Source organism: Photobacterium kagoshimensis, assembly GCF_050337045.1.
GTDB classification, from domain to species: domain Bacteria; phylum Pseudomonadota; class Gammaproteobacteria; order Enterobacterales; family Vibrionaceae; genus Photobacterium; species Photobacterium kagoshimensis.
Genome location: NZ_JAKJSO010000015.1, coordinates 96610 through 110242, shown reverse-complemented (window position 1 = coordinate 110242; position 13633 = coordinate 96610). Strand labels below are relative to the sequence as shown.

At 44.5% G+C, this 13633-nt stretch carries 12 protein-coding genes; 1 reads left to right on the top strand and 11 read right to left on the bottom strand.

The genetic code is table 11. The features are described from left to right. Positions 1-9 precede the first annotated feature (9 nt). From L4C35_RS13970 to hypF, 7 genes are all read right to left on the bottom strand, one after another. Positions 10-822, bottom strand: coding sequence for a GTPase (locus L4C35_RS13970; protein WP_428463455.1), 813 nt, complete (start codon positions 820-822; stop codon positions 10-12). Beyond that, positions 812-1108: a YkgJ family cysteine cluster protein gene (locus L4C35_RS13965; RefSeq protein ID WP_428463454.1), complete on the bottom strand. Its 297-nt coding sequence runs from the start codon at positions 1106-1108 to the stop codon at positions 812-814. The genes L4C35_RS13970 and L4C35_RS13965 overlap by 11 nt, the downstream gene beginning before the upstream one ends. Then, positions 1105-1503, bottom strand: a complete 399-nt coding sequence (locus tag L4C35_RS13960) for a TerB family tellurite resistance protein (protein WP_062687735.1) — start codon at positions 1501-1503, stop codon at positions 1105-1107. Before L4C35_RS13960 ends, L4C35_RS13965 begins: the two co-directional genes overlap by 4 nt. Before the next feature lie 232 nt (positions 1504-1735). Continuing rightward, positions 1736-2728, bottom strand: a complete 993-nt coding sequence (hypE, locus tag L4C35_RS13955; RefSeq protein WP_428463453.1) for a hydrogenase expression/formation protein HypE — start codon at positions 2726-2728, stop codon at positions 1736-1738. Next, positions 2725-3909 carry a hydrogenase formation protein HypD gene (gene hypD, locus L4C35_RS13950; protein ID WP_428463452.1) on the bottom strand — a complete coding sequence of 395 codons (1185 nt, stop codon included), beginning with the start codon at positions 3907-3909 and terminating at the stop codon, positions 2725-2727. The genes hypE and hypD overlap by 4 nt, the downstream gene beginning before the upstream one ends. After that, on the bottom strand, positions 3906-4163 hold the full coding sequence (locus L4C35_RS13945; protein ID WP_428463451.1) for a HypC/HybG/HupF family hydrogenase formation chaperone: 258 nt from the start codon (positions 4161-4163) through the stop codon (positions 3906-3908). The genes hypD and L4C35_RS13945 overlap by 4 nt, the downstream gene beginning before the upstream one ends. 67 nt (positions 4164-4230) lie before the next feature. Then, positions 4231-6801: a carbamoyltransferase HypF gene (hypF, locus tag L4C35_RS13940; RefSeq protein ID WP_428463450.1), complete on the bottom strand. Its 2571-nt coding sequence runs from the start codon at positions 6799-6801 to the stop codon at positions 4231-4233. A gap of 453 nt (positions 6802-7254) precedes the next feature. Here hypF and L4C35_RS13935 point away from each other — a divergent pair, with 453 nt between their 5' ends. After that, entirely contained in the window at positions 7255-9264 is a 2010-nt protein-coding gene (locus L4C35_RS13935; RefSeq protein ID WP_428463449.1) for an FAD-dependent oxidoreductase, read from the top strand. 110 nt (positions 9265-9374) lie between these two features. Here L4C35_RS13935 and L4C35_RS13930 read toward each other — a convergent pair whose 3' ends face one another. The 4 genes from L4C35_RS13930 to L4C35_RS13915 are packed head-to-tail and all read right to left on the bottom strand — an operon-like array spanning position 9375 to position 13383. Then, complete coding sequence (locus tag L4C35_RS13930) at positions 9375-10064, bottom strand: potassium channel family protein (protein ID WP_428463689.1); 690 nt, start codon at positions 10062-10064, stop codon at positions 9375-9377. Then, positions 10064-11173, bottom strand: coding sequence for an AI-2E family transporter (locus tag L4C35_RS13925; RefSeq protein ID WP_428463448.1), 1110 nt, complete (start codon positions 11171-11173; stop codon positions 10064-10066). The genes L4C35_RS13930 and L4C35_RS13925 overlap by 1 nt, the downstream gene beginning before the upstream one ends. Before the next feature lie 31 nt (positions 11174-11204). After that, positions 11205-12248: a DUF2955 domain-containing protein gene (locus tag L4C35_RS13920; RefSeq protein ID WP_428463447.1), complete on the bottom strand. Its 1044-nt coding sequence runs from the start codon at positions 12246-12248 to the stop codon at positions 11205-11207. Next, positions 12238-13383 (bottom strand): HlyD family secretion protein, encoded by a 1146-nt coding sequence (locus L4C35_RS13915; protein WP_428463446.1) that lies wholly within the window; start codon positions 13381-13383, stop codon positions 12238-12240. Before L4C35_RS13915 ends, L4C35_RS13920 begins: the two co-directional genes overlap by 11 nt. Between the last annotated feature and the right edge of the window lie 250 nt (positions 13384-13633).

The following is a 13633-nucleotide window of genomic DNA, read 5'->3' as shown; positions in this document are numbered from 1 at the left end:
ATTGCTTGGCTATACCAAAGCTTGGGATAATGTTTTAATATCGCGCTGTAGTGCTGCTTTTTCTTTCATCGCTTTAGCGCGTTTACTCATTAGTTCAGCAGCAGTCCATTTAGTTTTAGAGCGAAGTTCTAGTAGAATTTTGGATTTCAGACGCTTAAGTTCTTTCTCGCGCGCAGCATCTATCTGTTCAACTAACTTACCAGTAAGGGTAAATAATTCATTTATATTGCTCCTTTCACAGAAGATTGACTTATCCTCTTGAATACCACGTAAATAGCGCTGAGCTGAGACCTTGATGACTTCAAGCTGTTGAAGATCTATAAATTGCATTAATTGCTCACGAATTTTTCTCTCAACTATTGCTACATCATCTGGTGATTTTTGATCTACTTGAGTGATGATAAGGAACATCTTTTGGCTATAGTTTTTATCTTGTCGCGCCAACTTTAAAAACACATCTAATTCATATTTATCTAATTCACCAGCTTGTGCTTGATGAACCAAAAACAAGTAATCAGCAACCTCAAATGCCCCTTTGATTGCTTTCGCATCATCTTGACGATTGACATCGGCATCAAGCCCTGGAGTGTCAATCCAAATCACTTTGTCTTGTTCGAGCTCTCGGTTTTCTACCGTCTCGCGCTTATCTGCGACCTTAAAATATTCTTCGCCTATTAAGGCATTAAGCAACGTACTTTTACCGTGGTTATACTTACCAAATACGGCAACACGAGGCTTAGACGAATTATTTTTAATAAATGCTAAGCGGTTAAGATTCTGCTCTTCTTGGGGCAGAAAATGTAATAATGCGTTAATGTCCATTATCTAGGTTCACTCTATAGCGTGGTGGATAATCTTGCTCTTGTTGCAGAGAATTACAGACTTCAGCGTTCTTTTGGTAATACTCTTTTAAGCCAACCAACTGAGAAAATAGTTTTTCATAGCCTTCGTCTATTCTGCATACCAACGGGCGCTTTTGATAAATCAAACAGCCCTTACTTTTCGAATAGTGTTTGCATTTACCATCGCCTGAATGAAATTCTTCAAGTTCAGCGATACCTTTAATTTTTTGGCAACACAAGCCACAACGAGTGCAAGGGAAACTCATATGTGAATCAAGGCCTCGCCTTGAGTGAACAATGAAAGGATGTTTTTCGACCACTCACGATAGATAATCGCAAGGTTAGGGTTTAGCTCGAAATGTTCGATAATGGCATCAATCGTATGTTGCTCTTCTTTTGCTATAACACCATCGGCATAAACCAGGGCCATTAACTCTAACAGCACGATTTTTTGATGGCTGTCTTGCTCAAAAGTATCCAAGATACTAAACAAATTGAAATTGGCTTCATCATATTCAATGTCATCCATCTGCATTTCCATGCAGTATTTAGCAATCAGCACTTCTTCGTCCACTGAGAAATCATTATCAGCATGAGCGATATGATGTGCTAAAGCCAAGAAAGCCTCTTTCTCTGCCATTGATAAACGATTTAAAAACATGTATCGACTCCATGTCATTTGAAAATTTTGATTTGGATTTAAACTATAACGGCATGATATTAGACGAAAATAACTTCGCATTCTGCTCGTGAACTCTCAACCTTAGTTTTAGAGGCAATAAAATGCCTTGCTTCCCTAATAGCTTTAAGCCTACTTGCAGTTGCTGAGATTATTTAACGAGTCAATAGGCTCTGCCTACCTCTAAACAAGTACAATTTACCGATTACTGGCACTAACAAATACGCGGTAACAGCTCGCCTTGCGGTAATTCGAGGTAACGTCGCCCACCCCACGGATTGTGCATAATCACTTTGTGCTGCTGTGCTTCAACCACGGTGCCTATCTGTTCAGCGTTTGGTGAGAATAGGCGTAACACGTCTAAAGCGGCAGGAACATCTTTCGCGGGAACAGCCAAGATCATGGTGCCTTCGTTGGCTAAATCGTAGGGTTCAAAACCGTATAACTCGCACAAGCCTTGCACAGCATCGGCAACAGGGATTTTCTCTTCTTCGACATCAATTTGGATTTTGGAGCCTTCACACCATTCATTCAAAACAGCCGATAAACCACCGCGAGTCGCATCGCGCATGGCATGAAGGGAAACCCCAGACTCAATCAGGCGTTCAACCACAGGCCACAAAGTCGCACAATCACTTACCAGATCAGACTCTAGGCGCAGTTCATCACGAGCCATTAAAATACAGCTACCATGACAACCAATGTCGCGAGAGACTAAAATGGCATCGCCCGCCTGCAGCTGACTCACCGAAATATTGGGGTATTTAACCGTGCCAACGCCTGTGGTGTTAATGAACACGCCATCAGCCGCACCGCGAGGCACGACTTTGGTATCGCCACACACGATTTGTGCACCCGATTTTTCTAGTTCCGCTTTCATGCTTTTCACTATGGTTTCTAGCTTGTGGTACTCAAAACCTTCTTCGATGATGAAGCTACAACTCAGGTATTGCGGCTGTGCGCCGACCATGGCTAAGTCATTCACTGTGCCTGCAATTGCCAACTTACCTATGTCGCCACCAGCAAAAAACAACGGTGAGACGGTAAAGCTATCTGACGTGAACGCAATCGGCCCTTCAAGCTGCAATACCGCGGCATCTTCAGCTTTCAGCAGTATCTCGTTTTGAAAATGGTGGAAAAACAGATCACTGATCAGTTTATTCATTTCCTGACCACCACCACCATGGCTTAGTTGAACGGTTCTCATGCTGTGATCTCCTTTTCTGTCTTAGCTCTGTGTATCGAAGCTTCTTTATTCAAATCAAGGTCAAACGCCAAGCCCGCATAGCGGTAATAGGCATTGCACGCCCCTTCCGAACTGACCATGCAGCTTCCCATTGGCTTGGTTGGGGTACAGCCTCGGCCAAACACACGACACTGATTCGGTTTTGCTAACCCGCGTAAAATGTCGGCACACTGACAAGCTTTGTGATCTTCTATCGCCTGCTCCGACAAGGCATCGGCAAACACAATTTCTGCATCACGATGACGATATTGTTCCGACAACACCAAAGATGACAATGGAATGTCGCCAAGGCCACGCCAGCGAAAATGCGGGCGCAAGGTGAACATACTCGCCACTTTCTGCTGTGCTGCTTGGTTGCCTTTGGCTGTGACAACACGGGTGTATTGCACTTCTAGCTTGGCGATACCTTGTACTTTCTGCTCCACTATCATCAAGATCGACTGCATTACATCGACAGGTTCAAAGCCGCTCACCACAACGGGTGTGTGGTAACAATCGACAATCGGCTGATAAATATCAGAACCGGTAATGGCACTAACATGCGAAGGGCCAATAAAGGCGGTGACTCTAGCGGCGCCGTCTGCCATTACGGCATCAACCGCTGGTGGCACTAACACATGGTTAATATGAAAATAGAGGTTGGCGACATTTTGCTTTTCTGCCAGCTCCAATAACACAGCAGTCATTGGTGTGGTGGTTTCAAAGCCAATCGCAAAGAACACCACCTTGCGATCTGGGTTCTGCTTGGCGATTTCAAGGGCATCGAGCGGATCATAAACAGGACGAACATCGCCCCCTTTAGCACGACATTGCGCCAAGGTACCTTTCGAGCCAGGTACGCGGATCATATCGCCCAAGGTTACCAGAATAACCTCGGGTAACATCGCCAGCTCAATCGCATGATCGATCCGCTCTTTCGGCATGATACAAACAGGACAGCCGGGACCGTGGATAAACTCAATGTTACGGGGTAACAACTGATTTAAGCCGTATTTCATGATGGTGTGGGTATGGCCACCGCACACTTCCATGATTTTAATCGGTTCGCTTAATTGAGCAGAAAGTTGATGAATACGTTGAGAAAGCGACTGCATTAACTCGGGGTTACGAAAGCCTTGGGAGAGATCTTTAAGTTCAATCATATAAACAATGCTCTCGCTTCTTCTTCACCCATTTCAGCCAATAATAAGCGGTATTCTTCTAGGCTTTTTAATGCTTCTTGTTCGTTGATTTTGCTGATAGCAAAGCCAACGTGGATCAATAAGTAATCCCCCATGCTCAATGGCTCTTCGATTAAATGAGTACTTATTCTACGTCGGACGCCCAAAGTATCGACCGTGACCGTACTGTCCTCTGGGTGGATTTCCACTATCTGCGAGGGAATACACAAACACATAATTTATCTCTCTTCCAAGTTGGTAATATTCTTTTTATTAATGACAGAATGCCTATAAGCCTGTGTCTTATTGCCATAATCCATGCCAAAGCTGTCCCATCGCGATCCCACCATCATTTAGTGGAATGATTTCGCTGGTGAGAAACGAACGAGCCTCAGATGTAAAGCGGGCATCGAGCCTGTCCATCAGCACACGATTTTGGAAAACCCCACCCGAAACCACGACTGGATACTCAGGGTGTTTGGCGCTAATGGAGCTGATCATCTCGACCAGCGCGGTAAAAAATTGGTTCGCTGCGTTTTGCTTCACCGCCAAGTCTCGCTGAGTAGAAGAAACAGAGGGACCAGTAGTTAAATCAGAGCAAACAGGCTGGAAAGCACTAGTGGCTAAACTATCGATCACACTCGCAAGTAGGGGTTGCGGATCAATAACGTCATTTTCAACAACAAACGCAGGAATAAACGATGCTTCTGCGCCCTTATCGGCATCAGCTTGTAAAGCCAGCGCTTCTAATCGCATTCCGCATTCGCCCTCAAAATCAACCTGTTCAACAAGGCCGAGTAAGCTGGCAAACGCGTCGACTAAGCGCCCCATCGAAGTGGTATAAGGTGAACTTTGTTTAGTTAACCAGAGTCGGTATAAGTTATCGAGTTTACTGTTAGGCGTATTGGCAAAGGCTTCTAACTGGAATGCTTTTATCTGCTCGAATGAGTAATACTCCAGCAGTAAGCCCAGCAAGATCCGCGCGGGCTCTTTAATTGCTCGCTCGCCACCGATTAGGCGGAAAGGTTTTAGATGATAAAGGCGCTTAGCCGTTTGATGGTCTGCCAGTAACACTTCCCCACCCCAAATTTGGTGGTCATCGCCCAAGCCTGTGCCGTCAAAAGCAAAACCTAATACTGTTTCTCGCAGTTGGTGTTCAGCCATAACGGCAACAATATGGGCGTGGTGGTGTTGCAGCTGGAGTAATTGAGTTGGCTTCTCATAACTAGTGTCGGGGTTGCTAGCATAGCTACTGTCGGGGCTATTTTCTTGAACCACTTCTTGGCCATTTTCCTGAACATTACCTTGAGCATTATCTTGAACATAGCCTTTAACATAGTCCTGCGCCCATTCAGTGGTCATATAGTTTGGGTGCTTGTCGCACACTATCGTTTGTGGCTTAACGTGATAAATCTGAGTAAAGCCATCGAGCATTTGTTGATAGTGCTGTTGCATGTCCAAGCCAAACATATCACCGACATGTGGGCTGATGATCCCTTGCTCGGCAAACCCTAAACCAAAGGTCACTTTTTGCTGTCCACCCACAGCCAGCACAGGGTGCGTTAACTTATGCGGTAGCGAAAAAGTATATGGGGCATAACCACGGGCTAAGCGGAGTGTTTGACGTCTGCCGCCTGCAATCTGGACCAAGCTATCATCGCAGCAATGGACGATTTCACGGTTGTGATCGAGTACGCCATCCACCACATGCCCCAACTGCCTGAAAATATCATCACTGTTAGCAATAATGGGAAAGCCTGAAATATTGGCGCTGGTCGCCACTAAAGGCACATCGACTAAATCGAATAACAAGTAATGTAGCGGTGTGTAAGCCAACATCACCCCAAGATAAGGAATATTGGGCGCGACATTATCAGCAATATCGGTGATATCAGCCCTAGCCCGAGCCGTCATAGTAAGATCTGAATCACTTACGTAATCTGAGCTCGATGCTTTTTTACGAAATAAGGTAATAGGCCGCTGCTGAGATCCTAATAGCGCCCACTCTTGCGGGCTTCCTTCTACATAACCTTGGGCTTGGTGTGTATCTTTCATCATCACCGCCAGCGGTTTGCGTTGGCGTTGTTTGCGGGATCTAAGCTGGGCGACTGCTTGCTGATTAGTGGCATCACACATTAAGTGGAAACCACCTAAGCCTTTGACCGCAATGATTTTACCCGCTTTCAAAGCGTTAGCTGTGGCTTCTATCGCTGCGTAATGTTCGGCAACAGGTTCGGGTTGATCTTTCTTGCTTTCTAGATCATAAAAACTGACCCAAGGGCCGCATTTAGGACAGCTAACAGGTTGCGCATGGTAACGGCGATCTTCAGGGTTGGTATAGGCCGCTTCGCAATCAGGGCACATAGCAAAAGCCGCCATTGAAGTTTGCTTACGATCATAAGGCAGTCGTTTGATTAGCGTATAGCGTGGGCCGCAGTGGGTACAGTTGGTGAAAGGGTAGCGATAGTGGCGATTGGTGGGATCGTTAATATCATCAAGGCAAGCAGGGCAAATACCTTGGTCTGGCGACACACACACTGTGGCGCTTTGGCTGCTGTCACTTTCGGTAATAATAAAGTTGGGGGTATGTTCAGGCGAGGCACTGTCAGAAATAAAGGTTAGCGCATCAGCAACAGCAATCACTTGGGCGGTAATACTATCAATGCGACTTAGCGGTGGTGCTTGCAAAGTGATGTCATTATAAAAAGCCGTTACCTGCCGCTCCTCGCCTTCAACCTCAATACTAACGCCATTACCATTGTTAAGCACATAACCACTAAGTTGATATTGCTTGGCCAGTTTGTAGATAAAAGGTCGAAAACCAACACCCTGCACTATCCCAGTAATATGAATTAACTGTCGAACTTGCTCCATGCTCCACCAACTTATTCCAAGCACTAAAACCATTTACGTTAGACAAATAAACGCCCAAACGACACGCACACATATTTGTATGATAAGTAATTGAGTGAATAATAATTAGACTAAGTTCACATTAAATGGCTTGGGGTTACTTTTGGCCTAAACTCAGCCACAATTCGACTATCACATTGATTTGAATCAAAAATAACAAACAAGTTTCAACAACATACAAACGTAAAATAGCGCGATTAGTTAGCCCTCGAAGTGCAAGTTATTCGAGATGAAGCACGCTTAAAACGTGATCAGCTATACAACCTCTTGTTATTTCGGTACTTAATTCGCGATGCGGTCATTAAAACACGAGCAAGGCCAAGTTTACTGACCAAATATTGATCTAGTCTCTTAGGTTAATAAAGCTAATAATTCAAATTTATAGGGCTAAAACAAGACAATACCGAGGTAATAATGATCACCATTACTATAAATGGGAAGTTGCTTGAGGTTGATAACAATCACACCCTACTCACTATCGCGAAACACCATGGCATCGACATCCCTACCCTTTGCACTGTCGATAACCACCTTGAACCTTGTATCGACTCCAGTAATGATTCAAACGCCAGCAAAGGCATCACACACTCACATTGTGAACTCTGCGAAGTGGAGATCGAAGGTAGTGGCTTAAAAAAAGCGTGCAAGACAACACCATACGATGGCATGTCTGTGATCACTGAATCGGATGCACTTTCAACGCACAGAAAAAAAATTCTGATTCAACTACTGTCTGAAGATACCAAGGAATATTGCGAAGCCCCTTGCCAAACCGCATGTCCAGCAGGGGTCGATATTCAGTCTTATTTACGCCATATCGCTAATGGCGACCATCAAAAAGCGATCGAAGTCATTAAGCAAACCCTACCTATGCCACTGTCTATCGGTAGAGTCTGCCCTACGTTTTGTGAAGCCGGTTGCCGTCGTCGGTTAATCGATGAGCCACTCGCGATCCGTCAATTAAAACGACACACTGCCGATATCGATCTTGTCGCATTAGAGTCTTATGTACCGCCGAGAAAGCCAAGTAAAGATAAGTCGGTTGCGATTATAGGCAGCGGCCCAGGCGGGTTAACCTGTGGGTATTACCTGAGCAATGAAGGTTACAACGTCACTGTTTTTGAGGCTATGCCGCTTACTGGTGGTTGGCTACGTTATGGCATTCCTGAATACCGTTTACCCAAAGCGATTTTAGATAAAGAAATTGAGTTAATGTGTCGTAACGGTATGGAGATCAAAACCAACTGTAAAATTGGTGAAAACCTAAGCCTGACGGCACTCAGCGAAGAGTACGATGCCGTTTGTATGGCGGTTGGTGCATCCAAAGCCGTGGGCATGACCTACCCCGGCAGTGACTTAGAAGGTTGTTACCTAGGTGTCGATTACCTCAAAGATTTTGTTACCGAGCAAAAATGCATAACAGGTAAGAAAGTCGCGGTGATTGGTGGCGGTAATACTGCGATTGACTGCGCACGTACCGCAGTTCGTGCAGGTGCTGAGACCACCTTAATTTATCGACGTACCCGCGCAGAAATGCCAGCAGAAGCCTATGAAGTGGATGAAGCAGAAAAAGAAGGCGTGAAGTTTAGCTTCCTGACCAACCCTGTTGAGAATATTGCTGCTACTGATACTGATACTGATACTGATACTGATACTGATACTGATACTGATGATACCAATAACAACAATTGGGTCAGTCAGGTTAAGTTAGAGATCATGGCGCTGGGTAAACCCGACTCGTCAGGGCGCTGCCGACCAGAACCGACAGGGGAATACATTACTCAAGAGTTTGATACCGTGATTGCAGCAGTATCGCAAGCACCTGATTTGAGCCTGCTGGACAATGAAGAGATAGCCATCCCGCTTACTCGCTGGAACACCATAGATTGCGATGAAAATAACATGTACAGCGGTATTCGTAATATCTTCGGTATCGGTGATTTCCGCCGCGGGCCAGCGACTGCGATTGAAGCAGTAGCAGATGGCCGCCGAGCAGCAGATGCTATTGCCTATTATTTAGATGGGCAACTTGATCGTCTACCACACAAACCCTTTACCTTTAAAAATGATTCAAAAATGCAGTTCGTAAACTCGAAACATTTAACCAATGTGACTGAAGTGATGCGTATGCTGTCTAAAGGCAAAACCGCAGAGCAAAAAGAGGTGAAATTTTCAGATGCAATGCAGCATATCTTACGGGTTACTGTGCCTGAAATGACGCTTGAACAGCGCCAAGGAAGCTTTGAAGAAGTTGAAAAAGGAATGAGTCACCAAGCCGCCATCACTGAAGCAGAACGCTGCCTAGAATGCGGCTGTCACAGTCGTAATCAATGTGCCCTTCGTGATTGTGCCTCTAAATATAACCTTGATAACGCAGAGCTTTCCGTTAAAAAGCAGCAACGACCGATAAAGAGTTGGCTATAACACCAAGGTTAGCGACATAACTAATGAGCACTCGTGCCTGCATCATAGTCTTGAGGCAGGCATGCGTGAGCCACTTTTTGCTTAATGGCTCTCATTAGAGCGCCATGACTTTAATTCTGATCATTTTGACCGTTATCTTTTTGGCTGTGATCACTTTGACTCAAGCGACTACTCACTAAACTCGCCACCATGATAGCCAAATAAAAGCCCCCTAAAATCGATTCAATAAACACGAAAAATCTTGGAATAGGCAAGGCTGGTGAAATATCGCCATACCCAACCGTTGTCAGGGTGATAAAACTAAAATATACCGCTTCAAATAAGTTATCTACCCAAGGTTTATACTCGATACCGTTAAAAGCCGTTGGAAATAACTCTAATTGGATCAGGTAGATAAATGACCATGATAAACCCAGTAATAAATACACACAGATTGAGCCAACAATCTGGTTACCACTGACATAATCGGTGATCATCACTTGCTTGAGTGCGGTGAAAGTATGCGAGAGCAAGAAAAAGAGCAATGCAATTAAGGTCACCAATGAAAGGTCTATCGTTTCCAAAAACGTAAAAGTGCCCGATATCGCCGCTAAAAAAAGCAAGAAGCCATACCAATTTCGGTAAAACACTTTTTCTCTATGTACCCCAGCTATCGAGACACCCAAACAAATAATGATTAAGGCCAAAATGGTCTTCTGGCCGCCAGCAAAGAGCTGCTGCATAAAAGCACTGATAAACAACAGCCCCAACAAGGCAGCCAGCAGAAAGTAAAAGTTATCGTCTTTTGAGACTTTCTTCATCATAGCTGACCGCTTTCATCTTGTGTCTCTTTGACTGCCTTTGCTTCACCCTCTTCCACCGATTCGCTGTCTAACCACACAGTGAATAACTGGTAGGTTAAGCTAAGTACCACAGCGCCAACAAACAAGCCGACAATACCCGACATCGCCATGCCACCTAATGCGCCGAGTAAGATAACCAACATAGGGATATCCGATCCTCGACTTAATAACATAGGTTTTAGAATCGCATCACTGCCGCTCACCAAAATACACCAGATCAAGAAGAGAACTGCCGTGGTAGTAGTATCAACACTAAACACGTAAATAATCGCAGGTAATAATGCGATGATTGGGGGGAGTTGAATAATTGCCACCAACAAGACTAACAGCATCCAAAATCCCACTGCAGGTACGCCAGCAAAGGCGACCCCGATCCCAGTCATTATGGATTGAATGACTGCGACACCAATTACACCTTGAACCACGCTTCGCACTGTTACTTTTGATAATTGGGTTAAATCATCACCGTGATCACCCGTTAAGCGACGGGCAACTAACACAAATGCACGCTCACATTTATCGGCATTCGCCATAAAAACACCGGCAATAATAGTCGAAATAATGAATTGGATGAAACCACCACCTAGCGAGCCTATTACAGAAGCCAACTTAGCGACCACGGCTTTCACTTCTTCACCATAATTGGCAAAAACACTTTCTAAGTTTGACGATGCCTGTAACCCAAACGCATAAGCTTTCTCACCAATGAGCGGCCACTCTTGTATGCTGGGTGAAGGTTTGGGGATAGCCATCGTCCCTTCTTGAATGCCACTTACCAAATCGGCGCCACTGGTATAAAGGCCTGTCGAGAGCGCAATCAGTGGTAGCAACAACAGCAACACCCCGATAAAAGCTAATCCCCCACTCGATTTGCTCTTACTAATGCCGTATTTACCATGGGCCCACGTCACTATAGGATACAGTGCCGTGGCAATAATTCCGCCCCACACCACCAACATGATGAATGGCCGTAGAATCGAGAAACACCAATAAACAAGAATGGCGATAGCTGCTATTTTTATTGATACATCAATGACTTGTTTCGTAAACTCACTTTCATGCTTCATAGGTATTCCTTGGTGTTGAATACAGCAAAAGTTAAATTTTCAAAAATTTCCAGTTTCTCGTTTCTAGAAAAAATGACGCCGCAATCATGTAAATACCTATCATGAATAGCTGAAAGATCCGTATAAACATGTTGCTGTCTATTTCACTCGAACTCATCAAGGTACTGCCAAGTAAGACTAAAACCGTACTAAACGCTGTTGCAAAAATCGGGGCTTTTTCAGGTTTAGTGTAGATTTGAGTCGCCATCACGATTGCAACTAATGAAATAAACAAAGTATAAAATAGAATATTCGGCACAAACGAAAGCACCATAAATACGCCTATCGCCAAGAAGCCACCGATGGTGTTGGTGATAATCAAAAAAGCGCTTAACTTGACTGACTTCTCCCCTGTAATCATCAATGATAGTAGAGCAATGAACATCATGGTCAGCAGTGCTTGAGATATTTGAAATATGAAAAAGAAACACACCACAGGAAAAGAGATAATCATGGCGCGAAACGCAGCATGCCAGCGCTGTTCTCTTGTTAACGGTGAAGCTTGATACCCTTCAAACGTCGATGGCGGCTCAGGGAAATAGATATGTACAAGAGCAAAAATAATCACAGCGACAACACCTGAACTGGCTAACCCCACCGCCAGAAAAACCGAGATCCCCGGGTTCGAAATGGCCATAAATGGCAGCATTAACACCGCTATGATCAAAATGGTGGCAAACAGATTCCACTTAGGGTCTGTAAATAAAAAATAGCCCCACAGCATCATTAAGCCGACCAAAATTAATAAGGGCAGTGGGTATTGGGTAATACCATTTGATAGCAGCAAGCCAAGTACGATTGTCGCCACCATGGCGATGGTTAACTCATACAAGGTTTCTTTATTTAGCTCAGGCTTATCAACCAGAAACTTAGCTACAAAAACTGGTGCAACAAAGGCCAGCGGCCAGTCGATCAGCGCCGCTAAAAATACCGCCAGCCCAACCCCAACGGTATAGCGAATAATCTTGGTCTGTACGCGAACATCCTCAAGAGGATCAGGTGTGATCGCTGAGTCAGCTTGTGGATTATCGGACATAAGACATAAAGCTCACGAAGCGGATCCAAAGCTTACCTATGGTATTGAATATAGGGTTATCGCCACTATAAACAACAACATCAGCTTGCCCACCAATGCGCAATAATCCACTCACCTCTTGATGGTTGAATTCAATCGAAATCGGCAGCATTTGAGTCTGTCGTAACCAACCGGTTTGATTGTTCGCTTGGGCGAGCTTACCCGCTTGATCGTTTTGGCCCCAATCGACCCCCCAGTCAACACTGGTGACCTTGCCTTTGATCACCTTACCCGGCGCAAAATCCAACGCGACTTCAACTTCATCACCCGCTTTAATATTGCCTAAGCTGTTTTCTCGAAAATAAGCTTCTACCCAAATGCTTTCGGTCGAGACAAAGGTCATCAAAGCTTGCCCTGTTGAAGCGTAAAAACCTTCCGATAGACTGAAATTAGACACGCCACCAGCGGTTGGTGCTTTGATTGTGGTACGTTCGAGGTTAATTTGCGCCTGCTCTAGTGCCAATAGCGCGGCTTTAATTTGGCTGTTATCTTGCCCTTTCGCCCCTAATTGCTGCTTAGCTTTTTCCAAATCTGCTTTGGCATTCACCACATTCGCTCGTGCTGTGGCTAAATCAGCACGCGCCTGATCGCCATCGGACTGTGATACCACGCCTCGTTTTGCCATCGCGAGTACTCGATTAGTTTGTAGCTTACTGTTTTCTAGTTCTACAACGGCTGTCGTAACACGCGCCTGTGACGCAGCTATCGCTGCCGTTTGCGCCCCGACATTTTGGCCTGCAATTTCTAAATCTTGTTCTGCCTGTTTTACCGCAATTTCGTAGTCTGTTGGGTTCAGCTTAACTAAAATATCGCCCTCAGAAACAGGCTGATTTGGCTGAACCAAAATATCCAACACTTGGCCTGAAACTTCAGGCTTGATCGGCACAACATAACCTTTAACACGCGCATTATCAGTAAAGGGAATAATACGGTCTGAAATAATGCTAAACGCGAGCATCGAAGCTGCAATAAGTAACAAGCAGTTAGTAATTTTACGAATTTTGTTCGTTTTAGCGGGTGTTTTAACCTCGTTGTTTTCCTTTTCATCTTGATTTTCAACAAGGTTTTCATTTTCTATTTCAGAGTTATCTGACATAACCTTTCCTACTGAATGCTTTATTGGAGATGATGCTAGCTTAACCTCAGTAATAATAATTCAAGTGCTTTGAGGTCTCATAAGTAAGATAACTTCTCTTACTTTAAACACTGTTTGCTATATTTTCGCCCTTCAATAATCACTAGGGATTGTATTATCATAGCAAAAGAAATATATACTGAGCCAAGCGATAAAGCTTACCATTTTGCGCCATTTAAATTATTGTAGAATAAAAAGGGAAGAAACAAGC

Excerpts from the sequence above, each read along its gene's own strand:
- L4C35_RS13970 (WP_428463455.1), bottom strand. The coding sequence starts at position 822 with ATGGACATTAACGCATTATTACATTTTCTGCCCCAAGAAGAGCAGAAT.
- L4C35_RS13965 (WP_428463454.1), bottom strand. The coding sequence starts at position 1,108 with ATGAGTTTCCCTTGCACTCGTTGTGGCTTGTGTTGCCAAAAAATTAAA.
- L4C35_RS13960 (WP_062687735.1), bottom strand. The coding sequence starts at position 1,503 with ATGTTTTTAAATCGTTTATCAATGGCAGAGAAAGAGGCTTTCTTGGCT.
- hypE (WP_428463453.1), bottom strand. The coding sequence starts at position 2,728 with ATGAGAACCGTTCAACTAAGCCATGGTGGTGGTGGTCAGGAAATGAAT.
- hypD (WP_428463452.1), bottom strand. The coding sequence starts at position 3,909 with ATGATTGAACTTAAAGATCTCTCCCAAGGCTTTCGTAACCCCGAGTTA.
- L4C35_RS13945 (WP_428463451.1), bottom strand. The coding sequence starts at position 4,163 with ATGTGTTTGTGTATTCCCTCGCAGATAGTGGAAATCCACCCAGAGGAC.
- hypF (WP_428463450.1), bottom strand. The coding sequence starts at position 6,801 with ATGGAGCAAGTTCGACAGTTAATTCATATTACTGGGATAGTGCAGGGT.
- L4C35_RS13935 (WP_428463449.1), top strand. The coding sequence starts at position 7,255 with ATGATCACCATTACTATAAATGGGAAGTTGCTTGAGGTTGATAACAAT.
- L4C35_RS13930 (WP_428463689.1), bottom strand. The coding sequence starts at position 10,064 with ATGAAGAAAGTCTCAAAAGACGATAACTTTTACTTTCTGCTGGCTGCC.
- L4C35_RS13925 (WP_428463448.1), bottom strand. The coding sequence starts at position 11,173 with ATGAAGCATGAAAGTGAGTTTACGAAACAAGTCATTGATGTATCAATA.
- L4C35_RS13920 (WP_428463447.1), bottom strand. The coding sequence starts at position 12,248 with ATGTCCGATAATCCACAAGCTGACTCAGCGATCACACCTGATCCTCTT.
- L4C35_RS13915 (WP_428463446.1), bottom strand. The coding sequence starts at position 13,383 with ATGTCAGATAACTCTGAAATAGAAAATGAAAACCTTGTTGAAAATCAA.